This window comes from Dysgonomonas sp. 520 (genome assembly GCF_010501095.1).
Classification (GTDB): Bacteria; Bacteroidota; Bacteroidia; order Bacteroidales; family Dysgonomonadaceae; genus QVMP01.
On record NZ_QVMP01000006.1, the window covers coordinates 105,003 to 126,790 of the forward strand.

General features: G+C 39.5%; 19 protein-coding genes. 16 read left to right on the plus strand and 3 right to left on the minus strand.

Annotated elements, in window-relative coordinates:
* Positions 1-32 precede the first annotated feature (32 nt).
* The 3 genes from D0T56_RS04770 to D0T56_RS16880 are packed head-to-tail and all read right to left on the minus strand — an operon-like array spanning position 33 to position 2,657.
* The gene (locus D0T56_RS04770) at positions 33-1,598 is read right to left on the minus strand and encodes a phosphoethanolamine transferase (RefSeq protein ID WP_163318993.1); all 1,566 of its coding nucleotides are present in this window, start codon (positions 1,596-1,598) and stop codon (positions 33-35) included.
* Positions 1,595-2,068, minus strand: coding sequence for a hypothetical protein (locus tag D0T56_RS04775; RefSeq protein WP_163318994.1), 474 nt, complete (start codon positions 2,066-2,068; stop codon positions 1,595-1,597). The genes D0T56_RS04770 and D0T56_RS04775 overlap by 4 nt, the downstream gene beginning before the upstream one ends.
* Complete coding sequence (locus tag D0T56_RS16880) at positions 2,046-2,657, minus strand: acyltransferase family protein (protein ID WP_163318995.1); 612 nt, start codon at positions 2,655-2,657, stop codon at positions 2,046-2,048. The genes D0T56_RS04775 and D0T56_RS16880 overlap by 23 nt, the downstream gene beginning before the upstream one ends.
* Before the next feature lie 255 nt (positions 2,658-2,912).
* Between D0T56_RS16880 and D0T56_RS04785 the strand changes: the two genes are divergently transcribed.
* The 16 genes from D0T56_RS04785 to D0T56_RS04860 all read left to right on the plus strand — a co-directional run bounded on the left by D0T56_RS04785 (position 2,913) and on the right by D0T56_RS04860 (position 21,261).
* Complete coding sequence (locus tag D0T56_RS04785) at positions 2,913-4,871, plus strand: glycogen debranching enzyme N-terminal domain-containing protein (RefSeq protein ID WP_163318996.1); 1,959 nt, start codon at positions 2,913-2,915, stop codon at positions 4,869-4,871.
* A 29-nt stretch (positions 4,872-4,900) separates the two neighbouring features.
* Positions 4,901-6,160 carry a glycosyltransferase family 4 protein gene (locus tag D0T56_RS04790; RefSeq protein ID WP_163318997.1) on the plus strand — a complete coding sequence of 420 codons (1,260 nt, stop codon included), beginning with the start codon at positions 4,901-4,903 and terminating at the stop codon, positions 6,158-6,160.
* Between the two features lie 25 nt (positions 6,161-6,185).
* Positions 6,186-7,481: a glycoside hydrolase family 57 protein gene (locus D0T56_RS04795; RefSeq protein WP_163318998.1), complete on the plus strand. Its 1,296-nt coding sequence runs from the start codon at positions 6,186-6,188 to the stop codon at positions 7,479-7,481.
* A 118-nt stretch (positions 7,482-7,599) separates the two neighbouring features.
* On the plus strand, positions 7,600-8,157 hold the full coding sequence (locus D0T56_RS04800) for an NfeD family protein (protein ID WP_255491046.1): 558 nt from the start codon (positions 7,600-7,602) through the stop codon (positions 8,155-8,157).
* A 38-nt stretch (positions 8,158-8,195) separates the two neighbouring features.
* Complete coding sequence (locus D0T56_RS04805) at positions 8,196-9,725, plus strand: flotillin family protein (RefSeq protein ID WP_163318999.1); 1,530 nt, start codon at positions 8,196-8,198, stop codon at positions 9,723-9,725.
* A gap of 515 nt (positions 9,726-10,240) precedes the next feature.
* Positions 10,241-11,233, plus strand: a complete 993-nt coding sequence (locus D0T56_RS04810; protein ID WP_163319000.1) for a MoxR family ATPase — start codon at positions 10,241-10,243, stop codon at positions 11,231-11,233.
* A gap of 183 nt (positions 11,234-11,416) precedes the next feature.
* Positions 11,417-12,286 carry a DUF58 domain-containing protein gene (locus D0T56_RS04815; RefSeq protein WP_163319001.1) on the plus strand — a complete coding sequence of 290 codons (870 nt, stop codon included), beginning with the start codon at positions 11,417-11,419 and terminating at the stop codon, positions 12,284-12,286.
* Positions 12,287-12,331: 45 nt separating this feature from the next.
* Positions 12,332-13,450 carry a FeoB-associated Cys-rich membrane protein gene (locus D0T56_RS04820; protein ID WP_185153834.1) on the plus strand — a complete coding sequence of 373 codons (1,119 nt, stop codon included), beginning with the start codon at positions 12,332-12,334 and terminating at the stop codon, positions 13,448-13,450.
* Positions 13,451-13,465: 15 nt separating this feature from the next.
* On the plus strand, positions 13,466-14,446 hold the full coding sequence (locus tag D0T56_RS04825; protein WP_163319002.1) for a VWA domain-containing protein: 981 nt from the start codon (positions 13,466-13,468) through the stop codon (positions 14,444-14,446).
* 22 nt (positions 14,447-14,468) lie between these two features.
* Positions 14,469-15,491 (plus strand): VWA domain-containing protein, encoded by a 1,023-nt coding sequence (locus D0T56_RS04830; RefSeq protein ID WP_163319003.1) that lies wholly within the window; start codon positions 14,469-14,471, stop codon positions 15,489-15,491.
* A 152-nt stretch (positions 15,492-15,643) separates the two neighbouring features.
* Positions 15,644-16,390, plus strand: a complete 747-nt coding sequence (locus D0T56_RS04835) for a tetratricopeptide repeat protein (protein WP_163319004.1) — start codon at positions 15,644-15,646, stop codon at positions 16,388-16,390.
* A gap of 18 nt (positions 16,391-16,408) precedes the next feature.
* Positions 16,409-18,265 (plus strand): BatD family protein, encoded by a 1,857-nt coding sequence (locus D0T56_RS04840; protein ID WP_163319005.1) that lies wholly within the window; start codon positions 16,409-16,411, stop codon positions 18,263-18,265.
* A 23-nt stretch (positions 18,266-18,288) separates the two neighbouring features.
* Positions 18,289-19,050, plus strand: a complete 762-nt coding sequence (locus D0T56_RS04845) for an SH3 domain-containing protein (RefSeq protein WP_163319006.1) — start codon at positions 18,289-18,291, stop codon at positions 19,048-19,050.
* 63 nt (positions 19,051-19,113) lie between these two features.
* The gene (locus D0T56_RS04850; RefSeq protein ID WP_163319007.1) at positions 19,114-19,809 is read left to right on the plus strand and encodes a phosphatase PAP2 family protein; all 696 of its coding nucleotides are present in this window, start codon (positions 19,114-19,116) and stop codon (positions 19,807-19,809) included.
* Between the two features lie 74 nt (positions 19,810-19,883).
* Entirely contained in the window at positions 19,884-20,150 is a 267-nt protein-coding gene (locus D0T56_RS04855) for a DNA-binding protein (protein ID WP_163319008.1), read from the plus strand.
* On the plus strand, positions 20,143-21,261 hold the full coding sequence (locus D0T56_RS04860) for a universal stress protein (protein ID WP_163319009.1): 1,119 nt from the start codon (positions 20,143-20,145) through the stop codon (positions 21,259-21,261). Before D0T56_RS04855 ends, D0T56_RS04860 begins: the two co-directional genes overlap by 8 nt.
* Positions 21,262-21,788 lie beyond the last annotated feature (527 nt).

The window sequence follows — 21,788 nt, forward strand, 5'->3', positions numbered from 1 at the left end:
TTTGAATACTTAAAAATAAAATCGAATATTTGTTATGGTTGTTTTTGATAGGAAGCATCGAGAGCCATTATTTCCTTTTTTTCAAATATACTCAAATCCTTTTTCAGATAAGGCGATGTAATAGTTGCTGCATCCAATATACTGTGAAAGAGGAAATCGGATGAATAATTTTTTCTGTGATTCATTATTAGCCCGGAATATTTGTCAGGATACTTTTCTTTATATTTTGCAGACATCCACACAAAACTTGCCGGGTAATGTATTGGTGGTGAGTCTGATGCGTGCAGCCATATGTCATTCTCCCCTAAAGATTCGCCGTGATCAGACAAGTAGATCATAATCGTATTTGTATCTTCCATCTCTTTGATCAGGTTGAACAGAAAATAGTCTGTGTATACGATTGTGTTGTCGTATGAATTTATCATTTCTTCCGGAGTATTGGAAGTGATAATCTTACTTTTTATTATGGGTTGAAATTTTGCGGTTTGATCTGTAAAGTGTGAATTATACCACCAATGAGAGCCGATGGTGTGAAGAATAACCAGCTTTTTTGATGCTTTTGTTCCCATCCTGTTCTTAAAGTGAGGTATTAGAGATTCATCCAGCCATTTATCAAAGACATAAGAGGATTTATTTATTGAGCTAAATAGAAGGGTATCACACTCGTGCATAAAATATACGTAGGAATACGCTGACTCTTGATTGGCAAGCCATGAGGTTTCAAAGCCACAGGCGTTGAATATGTCTATAAAAGATCGTTCTTTGTAGGCTAGTTGCGGAGAAACGCTATCAGCACGGGTCAGGATATCTGGCAAACTTTTGTTGGTATAGGTATGGGGTGTGTATATGTTGGGTAATGATATGATATCATTGCGTGTAGACAGCAATGGGGTAGTATTCCTTTGATAGCCATTCATTGGCAGGTGGTCGGCTCGGAGAGATTCTCCGATAACAAACACTACATTTAGACTGTCGGTATTGCAAAAGCTATTTGCCGAAAGACTGGGCCTGTCTTCCGAAATGATGCTTCTTTCATTGCAATATGATTTGGTTACAAAATAAATATTAAACGGGATGTGGTTGGCTATCAGTCTTTCTATACTCTTGGTGTTGATGAAAAAGATGAAAAAGATTAAACTTATACAGAATATAATATACGAATATTTAATCTTTTCAATTCTTTTGAAACGATAAAATACCAGAACGATGGATAATGCCAAAGACAATATTATGGTAAGGATTAGAGGGACAGAAATCAAATCGGAAGACGTTTCCCAATCGTTGTGTAGGGTGGCGTCCAATATCATGACTGTCAGAGTTGTGTTCATTGTCCAGGCATAAAAACCTAAAACAGAGCACAACAATATCAGTGAAGGATAGATCAGGGCAAAAACATACCTGTTTAGGGCAATAACAGATACGAATGATAAAGATCCAACCAATATCAAGGCGCATTGACCGGCAACATAAACAACATCCTTTGCATTATGTATGGGGTATGTATTGAAATCCAATACCACAAAAATGGTTATCAATAAAGTAGATAACAATACAAGTATTATAAAATTGACAGGCAATTTTTCTGTTGCAAATTTCATTGTAATATTCCTTTTTTGCGGCCAATAAGAAATGGGGTATACCTATTTATGAATGTTATTACGGGGATAAATAGTATCATTGCAAGTATCAGGTAACACAGATTATATTCTATATTATTATCTAAAATATCGAGAGGTAACTTCAGTATGAATACATGGATAGCTTTTATAAAGGCATAAACCAAAAGATGAAAACCTAAAATAATGATAGTATTTCGTCCGTAGAAATTGAATATTCTTGAAGCTGGTAATATGGAAGATAAAGTCAAAATAAAAATTGCACCACACAAGGCATTCAATATGAATAAGATATAATTATTGAAATTTAACTTATAGACCATTATATATTCATCGTTAGCGTTAGCATTCATTAATATGATGATCAGAATGAAGGAGATGGCAACTATAACCAGCTTTATGTAAATAGATTGATTTAAAATATACTTATTAAGCAAATCTTTTTTTCGCATTATATAGCCGATGTTTATGAAGAGTATACAAAACAAAGCAACGTCGCCCCCCCCAAGGCAAACGGAAAGGGATAGTCTCTTTGACTAAAATTCCAATAATGAATAAAATACAAGAGGTCAGTATAGTGTATTTTGGTAGATATTTTAAAATTAAAAAAAAGATGATTTCGCAAACAAACAGGCAGGGCAAAAACCAAATAGGAAAATTGAAGCCTAAGAATTCTTTTGACGCGGGGGCATAAAAAATGCCAACAATATATTTTAACAGATTTTCATCTCCATCTGTTTCATTACCAAAGTTTCTCCCTACAATTACATAATAAATGTATGATATTATCGCAAAAAAGAAAAACGGAACAATTAAATGTCTGAATTTATGTTTTACAAATGCTATAAAATTATCTTGTTTCAAGGAGAATAATATTCCGGTACATATAAAAAAAAGAGACAAATGGAATGAATTTGAAAATAACCTTAAGTCGTACGTAACAGATAGGTGAGTTAACATCACAAGCACGATAGCCATTGTCTTTGTTGTATTTATATAATATAATTCGTTTTTACCCGAATTTTGACTATGTTTTTTCATGGCTTCAAAAATACAACAAATCTCAAGATTACAATTTTAGCGATCTCAAAAAATATAACATAATAGTCAAAAATTATAAAAAAAGCATTCTTTTTTGCCTCTAAAAATAATGTTTTATAATATCTTTTATTTGTTAAATAATTCATTTACCTTTATATCGTAAGTATAACAAAATGTATTTCAAACGGTGCAAATATTTAAAATCTTGATTATAAATTGCATTTAACAACCAAACATTTTTAATTCGGAACAGCGATGAGTTACTTAAAATTTGATAAAACAAGAATGGTCAACCTCGAATATTCTCTGAACAGGGAAATTTTGAGAACTAATAGAAGGGGGGCATACCATTGTACAACTCTTGTTGAATGCAATACCCGTAAGCAGCATGGATTGTTGGTGATGCCTGTACCCAATCTGGACGAGTCGAATCATGTATTGCTTTCATCTTTCGACGAAACGGTTATTCAACGAGGAGCAGAATTTAATTTAGGTATACATAAATATGATGGAGAGCATTATAGTCCTCTAGGGCATAAGTATATTCGTGAGTTTGATTGCGAATCGTGCCCGAAGACTATATATCGTATCGGGGGCGTTATTTTGTCGAAAGAAAAATTGTTTTCGTTGGAAGAAAACAATATCCTTATCCGATATACTTTGCTGGAGGCACATTCTCCTACAACCTTGAGATTCAGACCGTTTTTGGCTTTCAGGAGTATCAATGAGTTGACACACGAAAACGGTAAGGCTAATTTGTCTTACCAGGAAATAGAAAACGGTATCAGTACATGTATGTATGACGGTTACCCTAATCTTTATATGCAATTCAGTAAACCCAATTCGTTCAACTATAACCCGTTGTGGAATAAAGGGATTGAATATAGCAAGGATATGGAGCTGGGTTTTGAATATAAGGAAGACTTGTACGTTCCCGGATATTTTGAGGTGCCCATAGAAAAAGGAGAAACTATTGTTTTTTCGGCAAGCGATAAACCCGTAAAGACCGGTAGGTTGGTAAAGCAGTTTGATGAAGAGATAGAGCGGCGTACTCCCCGTTCTTCGTTCTACAATTGTTTGAAAAATTCGGCGCATCAGTTCTATATACGCCCAACCAAAAGCGAGTTGTATCTGCTCAGGGGCTATCCTTGGTTTGGAGTTGAGGCGCGCGACCAATTTATGTCTTTGCCGGGACTTACAATGTCTATCGGCAGGAATGAGGCATTTGAAGAAGTGATAAATACGGCGAGAACGCCTATTTACCAATTTCTGGAAAACAGACCCGTTACCGGCCTGCTGAAAGGTTTGGACAAACCCGACGTATTGCTATGGGTGATCTGGGCAATAAAAAAGTTTTTCTTGACAAATAAAGATACCTGCCTGTCTAAATACAGCGATCTGGTGAAAGATATAATGCGTTTTATAATGGAAAACAAGCATCCGAATTTGCATCTGGAAGGGAATAACCTGCTCTGGTGCAATGGAAAAGATATATCGGCCAGTTGGATGGATACAACATTCATGGGTAGGCTGATTACACCTCGCACAGGTTTCCTTGTAGAAGTAAATGCCTTGTGGTATAACGCATTGATGGTGCTTCGCGAATTTATGGAACATGACAATGATGATGAACAACAAATTCGCGAAATTGTTACATTTACAGAGACTGTAAGAGATTCTTTCCTCGATACATTTGTGAATAACGCAGGATATTTGTTCGACTACGTGGATGGCACGTTGCCCGATTGGCAGGTCAGACCCAACATGGTTATCGCCATTGCAATGGATTATTCACCTTTGACCCGGAGGCAAAGCAAATCTGTATTGGATATGGTTACGAAAGAACTCCTTACACCAAAGGGAATACGTACGCTGTCGCCAAAGAGCGAAGGCTACCAGCCATATTTTGAAGGAAGCCAGCACAACAGGGATTACGCATATTCGAACGGAACGGCATGGCCTTTTTTGTTAGGACATTTTTTTGAAGCATATATAAAAATACATCAAAGAAGCGGCATTTCTTTCATCGAAAGAATGCTGATTACCATCGAAGAAGAAATGGCAAATAATTGTATTGGTTCTTTATCGCAACTTTACGACGGAAATCCGCCTTATACAGGCCGGGCAGCATTTTCTTACGCTCCAAGTGTGGCCGGAGTGTTGAGGGCGATGCAGCTAAAAGACAAACTGGAAGAAGAGTTAGATAATGAATAAACAATTAAGAAAATAAATATTCTGTATCAATGAAAGCATTAATGTTTGGGTGGGAGTTTCCACCTCATATACTGGGAGGTTTGGGCACGGCCAGTTATGGCTTGACCAAAGGCATGGCTAAACAGCCCGACATGGACATAACTTTTGTTATACCAAGACCTTGGGGAGACGAAGACCAAAGTTTCCTGAAGGTGATTGGAACATGTAATGTGCCGGTGGTGAGATACGATGTCCCGTTGGAAAAAGTGAAAGCAAAATTTTCCAAATATGTGGATCCGCAAGAGTATTATGATTTTAGAGATCACATTTATGCGGATTTTCGCTATATCAAAACAAATGAATTTGGGTGTATCGAGTTTTCGGGAAGATATCCTGACAATTTGTTGCAGGAAATCAATAACTATTCAATTGTTGCCGGAGTAATAGCCCGTACATACAACTATGACATAATACATTCGCACGATTGGCTGACATATCCTGCCGGTATACATGCGAAGAATATATTGGGCAAACCTTTGGTGGTTCATGTTCATGCAACGGACTACGACCGTAGCCGGGGAAAGGTGAATCCTCAGGTGTATGGGATAGAAAAGGACGGAATGGATAATGCAGACCACATTATATGTGTGAGCGACCTGACCCGCAAGACGGTTATAGAGAAATACCATCAAGACCCAAGAAAGGTTTCCACGGTGCATAATGCAGTGGAGCCGTTAAGTCCCGAAATAATGGCTATTAAACCGGAAAAAAGGACTAAAGACAAGATTGTTACCTTCTTGGGGCGTATAACCATGCAGAAGGGACCCGAATATTTTGTGGAAACAGCCGAAAAGGTTATCAAAAGAACAAAGAACATTCGTTTTGTGATGGCCGGAAGCGGAGATATGATGGAGCAGATGGTATATCTGGTAGCGTCGAAAGGTATGTCGGACAGGTTTCACTTTCCGGGATTTATGAAAGGGAAACAGGTGTACGAAATGTTGAAGCGCAGCGATGTGTATGTGATGCCTTCCGTATCGGAACCGTTTGGCATATCGCCGCTGGAGGCGATGCAGTGCGGCATTCCCTCAATCATATCGAAGCAATCGGGCTGCGCCGAAATTTTGGATAAGGCTATAAAGTTGGATTATTGGGATACGGAGGCTATGGCTGATGCTATTTATTCAATTTGCACTTATCCGGCAATGGCCGATTTTTTGCAAAAAGAAGGTAAGCACGAGGTTGATAATATAAAGTGGGAAGACGCCGGACTGAAAGTCCGTAAGATTTACGATGAACTCTGTTTTTAATCAAAATAAAGAAATATTTTAAATTATGAAGACAATTTGTTTTTGTTTCAAGATACACCAACCGTTTCGACTGAAAAGGTACCGGTTCTTCAATATCGGAGGCGACCATTATTACTATGACGATTTTTCGAATGAAGATATACTTCAACAAATCGCATATTCTTCTTATATACCGGCCAACAGGATGTTGCTGGAAATGATAAAAAACTCAGACGGAAAGTTTAAAGTGGCTTTTTCGGTTTCCGGTATCGCCCTAGAGCAGATGGAAATGTATACTCCGGAAGTTATTGACGGACTTAAAGAGCTGGCTAAGACGGGATGTGTTGAGTTTTTGTCGGAGCCATACGCACATTCGCTGGCATCGTTGTTCGATGTCGAAGGATTCAGGCAACAGGTTGAGCAGCATACCCGAAAAATAAAGGAGCTTTTTGAACAAGAGCCAAAAGTCTTCTGTAATACAGAATTGTTGTATTCGGATGAGATAGCAAGCCTTGTCGCCGATATGGGTTATGAGGCAATGATTACGGAAGGAGCCAAACGCACGTTAGGTTGGAAGAGTCCCAATTATCTGTACAGGTCTACGGTGGAGCCAAACCTCAAGTTGCTGTTGAGGAATGCGAAGTTGAGCGACGACATATCGTTCCGTTTTTCAGACTATTCGTGGAATGAGTATCCATTAACCGCCGATAAATATATCGACTGGATAGCCTCTACGCCCGACGAAGAACAGTTGTTCAACTTGTTTATGAGTTACGAAACATTTGGCATGCATCAGCATGTGCAGTCCGGAATCTTCGAATTTATGAAGGCTTTGCAAGGCTTTGCGTATGAGCATGACATCAGTTTTTCTACACCAAGTGAGGTGTTGAAAAAATATAAACCCGTGGGAATCATCTCGGTGACTCACCCTATCTCTTGGGCCGATGAAGAAAGAGACACATCGGCATGGTTGGGTAATATATTGCAGCAAGAGGCTGTGAATAAGTTGTACGAATTGTCCGAAAGGGTAGAACTAAGCCAGACCCGCAGAATAAAACAAGATTGGCTCTATCTGCAATCGTGCGACCATTTCTATTATATGGGAACAAAAAAGCCCTTGCCTTACAGTCCGTATTCGTCTCCTTACGAGGCATTCAACAATTATATGAATATATTGGGCGACTTTAGGGAAAGGGTTGAGGCCGAATTTCCGAGTTCGATAGAAAATGAAGAACTTAGCGCACTTTTGAAGCAGATTCACGATCAGGAAAAAGAAATAGATAAACTGGAAAATGAGATTCATGCCTTAAGGGAAAAAAGTTACAGGAAGAAAAAAGTCTGATTCAAATAGTTATTTTCGGAAGCTCTCTTTTATCAAAAAGGGAGCTTTTTGTTGTATGTCTGCCGAAAAATGTTATTTTTGCATATAAACTAATCTCAACGAATAAACAGAAAACTCTATGACCGCTTTTTTTTCAAGTATGGAATCGCCCGAACGTGTATATTGGTACATTGCAATTGGAGCCAGTATTGTTTTTGTATTGCTCACGATAGCTTCTTTTTTTGGAGGAGACTCGGACGTCGATGTCGAAACACAGGTTGGTGAAGCGGAAAGTCCGTTTCATTTGTTTTCTTTACGAAATATAATTAACTTCTTGCTAGGGTTTGGATGGACGGGTGTTGTATTTTATGGCAACATAGAAAATCAGATAATATTAGGATTATTAGCCATTCTGGTGGGTGCATTGTTTGTTGCGGTTTTCTTCATGACAATGCGTTCTTTCCTTAAGTTGACGGAAAACAATACATTCAGCTTGGAGCAGGCGGTTGGAAAAACCGGAAATGTATACCTTAAAATTCCACCGCAGAAAACCGGAAAAGGGAAAGTCCTGATCAGTGTAAAAGGTTCTGTCAGAGAGTTGGAGGCTGTTACGGAAGATGAGTCGGCAATAGAAACGGGAAGAACTGTTGAGGTTGTAGCGGTAGAGGGGTCTGCACTGATTGTGAAAAGAGTATAAAAAACAAAACTAAATAATATTTATAATTAACATTTACTATGGAACAAGGAATTATTCTTCTTATCGGGATATTGGCTGTTGTTTTGGTCGTTCTGATATTATTTCTGGCATCACGGTACAAGCGTTGTCCGTCTGATAAAATATTAGTTGTATATGGAAAAACAGGAGGCTCGTCGGCCAAGTGTGTGCATGGAGGAGGAGCGTTTATCTGGCCGGTTATTCAGGATTATTCGTTTCTCGACCTGAAGCCTATTTCCATTGAGGCAAACCTGAAAAGTGCTTTGAGTAGACAGAATATACGTGTGGATGTTCCTTGTCGTTTTACGATAGCAATTTCGACAGAAAAAGATACAATGAATGCTGCGGCTGAACGTTTGTTGGGATTGGTTCCCGGGCAAATTCAGGATTTGGCACAGGATATCCTTTTCGGACAGTTGCGTCTTGTTATCGCAACAATGACTATTGAGGAAATCAACTCGGACAGGGATAAATTTCTCGATAATATTTCGATAAATGTTGATACCGAATTGCGTAAAATAGGTCTTAAGCTGATAAACGTAAACGTAACCGACATCAATGACGAATCGGGTTATATCGATGCTCTTGGAAAAGAAGCTGCCGCAAAAGCCATAAACGAAGCCAAGGTAAGCGTTGCCGAGCAGGAAAAAATGGGAGAAACCGGTAAGGCTTTGGCAGACAGAGAGCGTGATGTTCAAATTGCTGAAACCAACAGAGATAGGGATGTTAAAATTGCCAATACTCAGAAAGACAGGGAGGTAAGTATTGCTCAGGCTGCAAGAGATGAGTCTATCGGTAAGGCGGAAGCTGCCAGAGACACCCGTGTGAAAACTTCGGAAGCCAACGCAACCGCCATACAGGGAGAGAATGAGGCGAAAATCACTATCGCAAATTCTGACGCCGCACGTCGTGAAAGAGAAGCTGAGGCTATGCGCCTAGCCATAAGTGCCGAAAAAGTGCAACAAGCGAAAGCTCTGGAAGAAGCATACCAAGCAGAACAAAAAGCCGAGCTTGCCCGTTCCGAAAGGGAACGTTCAACTCAGATTGCCAACGTGGTTGTTCCTGCCGAAATTGATAAGCAAAAAGCCATAATTGACGCTCAGGCTGAGGCAGAAAAAGTAAGAGTGCAGGCGAAAGGGGAGGCAGATGCCATTTTTGCGAAGATGGATGCCGAAGCCCGTGGTTTGTATGAAATATTGACAAAACAAGCCGAAGGTTATAAAGAAATGGTAGCCGCCGCAGGTGGAAGTGCAACAGACGCTTATCAGTTGTTGTTGATCGAAAAACTTCCCGAATTGGTTAAAACCCAGGTTGAAGCAATCAAGAACATCAAGATTGATAAAATCACTGTTTGGGATTCACAGAACGGAGGTGGCGCAAACGGTAGCGACAAAACCTCTACGGCCAACTTTGTTTCGGGTTTGATGAAAAGCGTGCCCCCACTGAACGATTTGTTCAATATGGCGGGAATGAATCTGCCCTCGTACCTGAAAGGAAATGAGGTGAAAGATGCTGACGCAGAAGATGTAACGGATAACAAAAAGAAATAAGAAATATCACTTGTAATATGCTTGAAACCAACCGGATTCTTTCGGTTGGTTTCGTCGTTTAAAGGAGGCAGAAAAATGATTGGTTTAGAATATACAAATCATAATTGTAGGGGTGGGGTTCTACTCTACCCGAAGGCAGTTAATATATAAAGAACCTATTTCGACTATAAGCGTCTTTATTTTAATATTTTTAACGACGAAATAAAGGAATTCAGATTTAACATTCATATTTTTGTCATGCGAATAAAGTAATATCAAAAAAAGGTCTTAGACCTGTTTTTTTATTTGGAAAGCAAAGAAGTCATCTAGACTTTTTAAATTATACTTAATTTTTGAGTTTTTGTCATGTTGAACGTAGTGAAACATCTAAAAAACAGATCCTTCGATACTCTCAGGATGACAAAATTGAATAAAACGAAAAAGTCTAGACGGTTTCAAAATAAGCCTAGTGTAGGTTATAACTCGAAAATATATCATTAACTATTATTGATTACTTAATTACAAAATAGATTTTTATGGCTCAGGTTGACATAAGAGAATTAAATGAACGGATAGAGAAACAAAGTTCGTTCGTTAATATGATTACCATGGGAATGGACAAGGTTATTGTAGGACAAAAACATCTTGTCGAATCCCTTCTGATAGGATTATTGTCTGATGGACATATATTGCTGGAGGGTGTTCCCGGGTTGGCAAAAACATTGGCCATAAAGACATTGGCATCGTTGATTGATGCAAAATATCACCGTATTCAGTTCACGCCCGATTTGTTGCCTGCCGATGTTATCGGTACGTTGATATACAGTCCCAAATCGGAAGAATTTTTGGTGAAACAGGGTCCTGTTTTCTCAAATTTTGTTTTGGCCGACGAGATAAACCGTGCTCCGGCAAAAGTGCAGAGTGCCTTGCTTGAGGCTATGCAAGAGCGTCAGGTTACGATAGGCGATAAGACATACGAATTGCCAAAACCATTTTTGGTAATGGCAACTCAAAACCCGATAGAGCAGGAGGGTACTTATCCTTTGCCCGAAGCTCAGGTCGACCGTTTCATGCTGAAAGTAATTATCAACTATCCTAAGAAAGAAGAGGAACAATTGATATTGCGTCAGAATATTACAAATGCTTACGAAAAACTGACACCTGTATTGAAGGCTGAAGAAATTCTGGAAGCCAGAAAAGTTGTAGGTGATGTGTACCTGGACGAAAAAATAGAAAAATATATCGTAGATATTGTATTTGCCAGCCGTTTCCCTCAAGATCATGGATTGCCCGATCTGAAAGGGTTGATTGGTTTCGGGGCGTCGCCTCGTGCTTCCATCAATTTGGCATTGGCTTCTCGTGCCTATGCTTTCATCAAGCGCAGAGGATATGTTATTCCGGAAGACGTGAGAGCTGTGTGTCACGATGTTATGCGTCACCGTATTGGTCTGACTTACGAAGCGGAAGCAAATAACACAACTTCTGACGAGATCATAAGCGAAATACTGAATAAGGTTGAAGTGCCTTAAGTAGTTGGCAGTGAGTAGATTCCACTCAGCCTTACCAAAAGGAGGTGATTGACAGACTCATAACTTAAATATAGATTTTTCGTATTACTCAGGACGACAAATAAATAAAGAAAAAGGATGTTAGCCGATTGCGCTTGTCAAATATTGATAACTGATCGCTGATAACTGATAACTGAAAAGTGGATGGATACAGCCGAATTAATAAAGAAAGTACGCCAGATAGAAATAAAAACTAAAGGGCTTTCGCAGAATATTTTTGCGGGGCAGTATCATTCTGCCTTTAAGGGTCGGGGTATGGCTTTTTCGGAAGTGAGGGAGTATCAGTACGGGGATGATATAAGGGATATCGACTGGAACGTTACGGCACGCTACAATAAGCCGTTCATCAAAATATTTGAAGAAGAACGGGAGCTTACTGTTATGCTGATGATTGATGTTTCGGGAAGTCTCGATTTTGGCAGTACGGAAGTCTATAAAAGAAATATTGTGACGGAAGTCGCTGCCACGCTGGCTTTTTCGGCAATGCAAAACAACGATAAAATTGGCGTTATCTTCTTTTCCGACAAAATAGAGAAATTCATTCCACCCAAAAAAGGGAAAAAACATATCTTGTATATTATCAGGGAATTGATAGACTTTACGCCCGAAAGCAATCAGACAGATGTTGGCGTGGCTTTGAGGTACTTGACCAATGCCATAAAGAAAAGATGTACGACATTCATTATTTCCGACTTTATGGACTCTCCCGATTTTGAACGGGCTATGACCATTGCCAATAAAAAACACGATTTGGTTGCATTGCAAATATATGACGACCTGGAAACTATGCTGCCTTCTGTCGGCTTGATGAAGTTGTTGGACGCAGAATCGCAGAAAGAGGTTTGGATCGACACGTCTTCACGGAAAACGAGGGAAATGTATGAGCGGCATTTCGAAAAACAATTGTATTATTCCCAGCAATCTTTTTCGAAGAGTAAGGTCGATAACGTGATAATGAGCACAAAAGATGATTATGTGAAAGCATTGCTGGCACTTTTCAAAAAAAGAAATTAATATTGATAACATGCTGAGCCTTTGAAAATAAGGAAAATAGAATATATGTTTAGAAAAGGAAAAATCATAATATTGCTGCTAACGGTTTTGGCGTTTGCTCATTTGCAGTCATTTGCTCAAAGAACATCAGTTTCGGCAACTATTAATCCGTCTGAAATACTTATTGGAGAGCAAAGTACAATTACACTAAATATAAAAACACCTGTTGGACGGACGGTTATCACTCCTGATTATGAGTATGCCGATACTCTGATTACGGGGATAGAGGTACTAGCAAAACTAGAACCCGATACAACAATCAGTCACGATGTGATGACGATAGTTCAGCAGTATATTGTCACATCTTTCGATTCTGCATTGTACAATATACCTTATATGACTGTGATTGACGGAACAGATACCATATATTCTAAAAATATGGGATTGAAGGTAAGTTCCATCATGCTGCCCGACTCCGTTATGTCGTATCTGGACAAAATGAATAAGGGGGAAACCGACTCCATCAATTTTCAGGCATTGGAAATCAATGATATAAAAGATATACAGGCTCCACCTTTTATGTTGGGCGATTTTCTTATCAATTTTATATATAAATATACTTGGCTTGTAGCGATAATCGTATTGCTGATTGTTGGAGGAATAGTATTGTTCTTCTATTTGCGCAAGAAGAAGAAAGGATATTTCTTCAAGCCGGAAGTTATTTTGCCTCCCCATATTGTTGCCATCAAGGCTTTAGACAAACTGAAGGATGAAAAACTTTGGCAGCAAGGATACGAAAAAGAATATTACACGGAACTTACTGATACTTTGCGTATTTATATCGAAAAAAGATATTTCATTCATGCAATGGAGCAAACTTCTGATGAAACATTAGATGCTATAAATATCTTTTTGGAAGATAGCGAAAACTTTGAACGGTTGAAACAAATATTCCGGATATCCGATCTGGTCAAATTTGCTAAATATAAGCCTCTTCCTAATGAGAATGACCTTAGCTTGACGTATGCCTATCAGTTTGTGGATCAGACAAAAATGATTGAGAAAGAGCCGGATGTAAAAGAATCGGACTCTCAATCGCAATTGAGAAATTCGCCTGACGGGAATGAACAAAAAACAGAAGTAAGGCCGGAAGACAAAAACATAGACGAAGAAGCCGAAAGATAAAAAAAACAGTGGAAAATGGAATTTGCACATCCTAAATATTTATTTTTACTTTTATTACTTATCCCTTTGATAGTGTGGTATATAGTTAAGCTGAGCAATATGCAGGCTAACTACAAGCTGTCGTCAACAAAGGCTTTTGATAGGGTGGGGCCTACATGGCGTGTCACGCTGAGGCATATACCCTTCTTGCTGAGGGTTTTGTCGATAGGATTGATTGTTGTTGTTCTGGCTCGACCTCAGTCTACAACTACCTACGACAAATCGAAAACCGAAGGTATAGATATTGTAATAGCGCTCGATATTTCATCTACCATGTTGGCTATGGATTTTCAGCCTAACAGGTTGGAAGCTGCAAAAAATGTAGCAGCCGAGTTTATTTCGGCAAGGGAGAATGATAGGATCGGTTTGGTTGTGTTTGCAGGAGAAAGTTTTACGCAATGCCCGTTAACAACAGACAGGCAAGTGCTTCTCAATCTGTTGCATGAGGTCGATTTCGGTATGATTCAGGATGCTACTGCCATTGGTATGGGGTTGGCAAATTCGGTGAACAGGCTGAAAGACAGCAAAGCAAAATCGAAAGTGATAATTTTGCTGACAGACGGTTCCAATAACTGGGGGCAAATTGCACCACTGACTGCCGCCGAATTGGCAAAAGAATATGGAATCAGAGTTTACACTATCGGAGTAGGAAAACGAGGATTGGCTCCTTTCCCTGTGGCGATTGGCTCGTCCATCACGCGAATGATGCAAGCCGATATTGACGAGAAAACCCTTTCGCAGATAGCGACCATCACGGGAGGAAAATATTTCAGGGCTACCGACAATAATAGCCTGAAAAGTATATATGAAGAGATTGATTCGATGGAAAAATACATTATAAATACAAATCAGGTGACCCGTCGCAAAGAACTGTTTGTGCCGTTTGCACTTTTGGCATTGGGACTGATTGTGGTTGAGCTTGTTTTGCGCAGAACAGTATTTAGAAGTATTCCATAAAAAAATAAAGAAGTAAGATACGATGATTCAGTTTGCACATCCTACATATTTGTTCTTATTGTTGATTTTGCCGGTGTTGTTCGCAGGCTTCTTATTCCTTAACCTGAAAAAGAGAAAGGATGTGGAAAAATTGGGAACGCTCAAGGTGATGAAGCGTTTGATGCCGGAATTGTCGCTAAAACGTTCGTACCTTAAATTCTGGATAACGTTTGTGATTATAACTCTGGCTGTTTTCATGGCGGCTCGTCCGCAGTTTGGATCGAAAGTGGAGACTGTGGAAAAACAGGGTATAGAATTGGTGATTGCCATAGATGTGTCCAACTCGATGTTGGCAAGGGATATTGATCCCGATCGCCTGTCGAAGGCAAAGCAGATAATGACCCGCATCATCAACGAGCGGAAAGAGGATAAAGTGGCTATCGTCGTTTTTGCAGGAGATGCCTTTATCCAAATGCCTATGACTACGGATAGCCAGTCGGCGAAACTTTTCCTCGAAAATATAGACCCATCGGTTGTACCCGTACAGGGGACGGTGATTGGTGCTGCTATTGAGTTGTCTATGAGGTGTTTCTCGAACGATAAAGATGTGGATAAAGCAATTGTGCTGATTACGGACGGGGAAAACCATGAGGGCAATGGCGCCGAAATGGCAAAAGAAGCCGTTGATAAAGGCATTCAGGTGAATGTGATCGGTATCGGATCGACTCAAGGTTCGTATGTGCCAGAATCGGCTACGAGCAATGTGTTTAAGAAAGATTCGGGTGGTAACTATGTGGTTTCTAAACTGAACGAAGAAATGTGCCGTGAAATAGCTAAGGCGGGAAAAGGCTTGTATGTTCATGCCGATAATTCGAATAGTGCGGTCAAGAGCCTGCAAGCGGAACTGGAGAAACTTCAGACAAAAAAATTGGAAGGGACAACATATTCCGAATATGACGAAAAATACTACATACTAGGATGGGCTATATTGGCATTGCTGATTATAGAAGTATGTATTTTTGACAAAAAGAACAGGATATTCAGAAATATCAGGCTTTTTAAATAATTAAACAGAATTGTTATTGAGTCGCCGTTGCTCCCCGAACGTTGTTTCTGAACAACGTGAAGAATCAGGAGATTCATTTTACTTAGCATGACAATTATGTACGAGCCGGATTTCGGTTTGATATAAATCTAAAGATTACTTACATATACTTGATGAAACAGATTATATTTATCATATTATTTTTATTTTGCACTCTGAGCAGTTTCTCTCAAAGGGCTGTAAGAGATTCTATCCGTGCCGGAAACGAAGCATACGAAGAGAAGTTGTACAATGCGGCCGAAAGTAAATATAAGGCTGCTTACTCCCTCAATCCGAATGAAATAATGTCTGTCTACAATTTGGCAAATACGTATTACAGGCAAAATAAATGGGACGAGGCCATTAAAGAATACGAGTCGTATGTGAAAATGGAAACCAAACCCTCAAAAGCAGGTATGGCATACCACAATCTGGGTAATTCGTATCTGAAAAAGAAAGACTTGCAAAAATCGATGGAGGCATATAAAAATGCTTTACGCCGCAATCCCGACGATGAGTCGGCTCGTTATAATCTGGCTGTGGTGCAAAAGATGATAAAAGATCAGCAGGACAAAGATCAAGACAAGGATAAGGATAAGGATAAGGATCAAGACAAAGATAAGGATAAGGACAAAGACAAGGACGACAAAAAAGAGGATGACAAGAAAGACCAAGATAAAGACAAACAGAATAAGGACAAGGAAAATAAGCAGGAGCCTCCTAAGGATAAGGAGGGGCAAATGTCTTCCGACAACATAGAGCAAATTCTGAAAGCAATGGAGCAGGAAGAGAAGGCTACACAAGCCAGAATAAGGGACGAAAAGGCGAAAGCTCAGAAAGAAAGAAATGCCCAAAACAGGCAACAAGACAAGGACTGGTAAAATATTATAATTTTTTAGATGTACGCATTAGAGAAACAATTAAAAAAGTTGGGGATAGCGAAGCAATATCTGTTGTTCGTGCTGTTTTTTGTCCTGTTGGGAAACATTACGGCTGAGGCTCAAAACATAACATTCAAATTGAATGCGCCTCAATCGGTTGTTGTGGGCGACAAATTGCATGTTAGTTATGTGCTGAGTAATTCGGAGGGAAGCAATTTCAGTGCATTTTCTCAATTAGATGGCTTTTCGGTCTTGTTTGGACCGGCTACGTATAGTGGTTCCCAGTCCATTAATATAAATGGACAAGTCTATCAGGACTATTACGAGCAATATACATATACACTGACCGCCCAGAAAGCAGGAACATATACCATACCCGCCGCCATAATAACGGTGAATGGTAAGAAATATACGTCCAACACAGCTAAGATAAAGGTTTTTCCGCCCGATGATAATGATATGGGTTCGCGTCATTTTGGCACGTTGACCGATCAGGCCGATTTGGTTTCCAGCAAAAATACGTTTGTGAGGGCAGAGTTGTCGAAAACAAAAATATACGAACAAGAGGCTTTCATCGTAACGTTCAAGGTTTATTCAATATACAACATGAAGTATGTTAGTAATATCGAATTTCCTGAGTTTGAGGGATTCATAAGAGAAGATATCCCGTCTTCTTCCGTTTTACAGGTTTTGGCTGAAAGAGTAGACGGAAAAATATACAATGCGGCTGTTTTGAAAAAATTTCTGCTCTTTCCACAGCGTTCGGGCAAAATAACCATACCATCGGGTAAAGCAAATATACGGGTTGTGGTGCGTTCGGGCAAACAACACGAAACGGCAGGTATGTCGCGAAATATCTATGTTGACTCGGATGTGAGTGTAACAACATCACCTTTGACTGTCAATATAGAATCGCTACCTGAAAATAAACCACTCGATTATGCCAATGCGGTGGGTAATTTTACCATCCAATCGAAAATATCGGGGACAAATGTAAGGGAAAATGATGGGGTGACCCTATCGGTTGATATTTCGGGTATAGGAAACCTGAAACTGATAAAAACCCCGACAATTGATTTTCCTGAAAGTTTTGAAGCTTATGATCCTAAAATCAACACAGAAGCTAGTCCGTCGGCAGGAGGACTTACGGGAAGTCAAAAGATTGAATATTATTTCATTCCCCGTCAGCAAGGACAGTTCACCATACCCGAAACTAAATTTTCGTACCTCGATCCGGTGTCGGGTAAATATAAGCAACTGACTATTCCTTCCTATAACATGAATGTGGCAAAAGACCCGACAGGAGGAAAAAATGGATCAGCTACAAGTTACAATGAGCAAGATGACTCGAAAGTGGTGAAAGATATTCTCTACCTGAAAACGAATGAATATAAATTCCGTGAAACAGGGAATTTCTGTTTCGGATCGTTGGGTTACTGGCTGTGGTATATAATACCGTCTCTTTTGTTTGTAGGCGTTCTGCTGTTCTACAGAAGGTTGATAAAAGAGAATGCCGATGTAGTGAGGCAGAAGAAGAAAAAAGCTAACAGGATGGCAATAAAACGATTGAAGCAAGCCGATATATACCTGAAAGCAAACAATAAAGAGAAGTTTTATGAAGAAACTCTCAGGGCGGTATGGGGTTATCTGAGCGATAAGTTGAGTATTCCTGTGGCTGAGCTTAGCCGGGAAAATATAGAGCAGGAATTATCGAAATACGGAGCATCGAAAGAATTGTCCGATTCATTCATATTTATTCTGGATACGTGCGAATTTGCCCGTTATGCACCCGCCGAAGCCGATGTTATGGACAATTTCTATAACAAGACGGTGGATACGATAACCGAAATGGAGAATACTGTTAAAGTGAAATAAAACTTATAGGAAGATTATTCAATATGAAAAAATATATTCTACTTTTGCTAACTGTCTTTTTTTCTGCTATGCTTTGTATGGCGGAAACGATTGAGGAACAGGTGAAAAAGGCATACGATGCGAAAGACTACGATACGGCTATATCTCTGCTCGAAGACGAATCTGAGAAGCGAAAAGAGTCGGGTCTGGAATCGGCAGACCTCTACTATAATCTGGGTAATGCCTATTTCAGGGATAACAATCTGGGAAAAGCCATTCTTAACTATGAAAGAGCGGCATTACTGAATCCGTCGGATAGAGAAATCAAGACAAATCTGGAGTTTGCCTATACTAAAATAGAAGATAAATTTGCCGAAAGGGGAGACTTTTTTCTGATGGACGGGTTGAATGCAGTTCAGAATCTGGCAGGCACTAATATGTGGGCTACGTTTTCGGTTGTTTTGTTTCTACTCTTCGTAGCCTGTCTGGCAGTGTTTTTCTTCGTGCGGAATCTTTTCACGAAAAAGGCAGTCTTTTATGCAGGCATAGTTATTTTCATTTTCCTTATTTTTACTAACATATTTGCATACAGGCAAAAAAGCAAGATTGAAAATAAGGATATGGCTATTATTATATCTAAATCGGTTCCTGCATACAATGCGCCAAATTCTTCCGATAAAGAAATATTTGTATTGAATCCCGGTTCGAAAGTGAGAATAAAGAAGGAAGACGGCGACTGGATGGAAGTGGAAATAATAAGCGGCGACACAGGCTGGATAGAACAGGACAAACTGGAAATAATATAATTAGTTACACGTTCTTGTAACTCGTAACTCGTAACTCGTAACTGAATAAACACCTTAAATCAGATGCACGAATTAGCAGAAAGCATATTGCCATACGAAAGAGAATACTTTTTAGGATTAAATAGTATTCATTCTCCATTCTGGGACAGTTTTATGTCCATATATAGCGGAAAACTGATCTGGATACCATTGGTTGTGGTCATGCTGGGAGTATTCACCTATAAGATAAAATTGGTGGAGGCACTTATTCTCATCGGTGCATTTGTGATTTTGGCAACCTTGTGCGACCAGCTTTCGGCATCGGTCATAAAGCCGTTATTCACCCGTTTCAGACCGTCGAGGCATCCCGATTTTGAGCATCTTGTCCACATAGTTGATAATTACAGGGGAGGACGCTTCGGTTTTGTTTCGGCACATGCAGCCAACGGTTTTGGCGTGGCAACATTTCTTGCCCTTCTGTTTAGGTACAGATATGTCACGATAGCAGCATTTTCGTGGGCAATGATAAACAGTTATTCCAGAATATATCTGGGCGTTCACTTCATATCCGACATTGTGGGAGGAATCCTTTTAGGAACAATATTGGGCATAATAGTCTACTATTTATATTTATTTGCCCGAAAGAAAATCATGAAACTGGAAAAATCGGAAGTGAAAATTCCGGTTTACGACCACAAACGGGGACTAATAATCTGCGGAACAATCCTTTTTCTTGTTTTAACAATAATTATTATCAGTTTTTTCACAGTTTATCTTTAAAAGATAAGGTTTATTCCAAATCAATCGTTAACTTTAAAGGCATATAGTACTAACCTTTTTAAATCTTACGAATTATGCCAATGACAATAACATTTTCAGAATTGCGTCAGGTGAAAGATAATTTGCCAGACGGAAGCATGCAAAAAATTGCAGATGAGTTAAATATTTCGGTTGAAACAGTAAGAAACTATTTCGGTGGCTCTAATTACAGTGAAGGGCAGAGTTGTGGCCTGCACATAGAACCCGGGCCTAATGGAGGATATGTCATCATAGACGACCTTACCATTTGGGATATGGCTAAGAATATGTTGGAACAGCATAAAGTAAAACAAGATGAGTGATAATAAATTTGTAACTCTGGCGATACACACAAACGAGAAAGCGCAGATATTGAAGTCTGTTCTCGAAAGTGAGGGCATTGAGGTTTCCATTGAAGATGTGAACCTCGACGAAGCCGAAGTGTCGGCCGGCGTTAGGATTAGAATTTATGAGTCGGACTTGCCCCGGGCGTTAAACGTAGTTGAAAATCGCCATCTTTTCAGCTACGCCGAACCAGAAACTTATAGGACTGACGATGGCAGACGCAGGATTCTTGTTCCGGTCGATTTTTCCGACTATTCTCTGAAAGCATGCCGAGTGGCTTTCAATCTGGCAAAAGAAATGAACGCAAAAGTGAAGATTCTACACGTTTATTTTAATCCATACTACCCAACCGCACTACCAATGGCCGAAGCATTTGCATATCAGGCCAAAGAAGGTGAATCTTTCCAAAACATAATAGAAAAAGTAAGAGCTGATATTCAGAAACTTTGTGGTATGATTGACGATAAAATCGCCAACGGAGAGTTTCCGGCTGTCAACTATTCGTATGTTTTGAAAGAAGGTCTTCCCGAAGAGGAGATAGTTGCGTTTTCGAAAGAATATAAGCCGTCGTTGATAGTGATGGGTACACGTGGTAAGGATCAGAAAGATGCCGACCTTATAGGTAGCGTGACTGCCGAAGTGATTGAAATGACACGCATCCCGGTGTTTTCGATACCCGAAAACACGCATTTCTACTCGATGGGCGATGTTAAAAATGTGGCATTCCTTACAAATTTCAGCCAGAGGGATTTAATCTCGTTCGATTCTATGATGAGTTTTTTCAGTGGTTATGATGTTACAATTCATTTTACACACATTGCCGGAAAGAAAGAAGACAAGTGGGACGAAATAAAGTTGGCAGGAATAAAAGCCTATTTTGCAAAACAATATCCTAGCCTGAAAATAGAGTATAAAGTGATTGAGGATGATATGCTGAAAGGTATTGATAGTTTTGTGCAGAGTGCCAAAATTGATATATTGGCTCTGACCACGGCAAAACGCAATATTTTTGCACGTATGTTCAACCCCAGCATGTCTCGGAAAATGCTTTTCCATACAGATACGCCTCTTTTGGTATTGAGAGGATAAGATCAACTGAAGTAAATATAAACCTGACAAATCTATTCACCGGAAACAAAAAGTGGATAGATTTGTTTTTTTATGCAAGGTCAAAAGGGGCGTGTGTCAAAAGTTCCAAATTTCGGAAAATAACCCTCAGCCCCTAAAGGGGTGCATTTAATAAATAAAGCCAATCAGTATTTGGATTTTCTATAATAAAAGGGTTGGTTTAAATTCAACAACATGCTGCGCGTAATCAAAGATTACTTGCATTCCTTTTGCTCAAAGCCGCAAAAGGAATCAAAAAGGCTTTTTGTGACTAAGGCTTCTTGCCGACCCACTGTACAGCTTAATAAGCTGAACAAAAAATAACTCGCACCAAAAGACTGTTAAAACCAGAATGGTTCAGCTATGCTCAAACAAATTTTTGTTCGTGTCGCTTATTTGCGCTGTGTGGGTACCCCGTCAATCAGCCAAATGTCACATTTACACCCGTTAGGCTAAACGGCATCTGCTTCGCAGGCGGGGACACGTTAAGCGAAACAAGGCGTAAAATT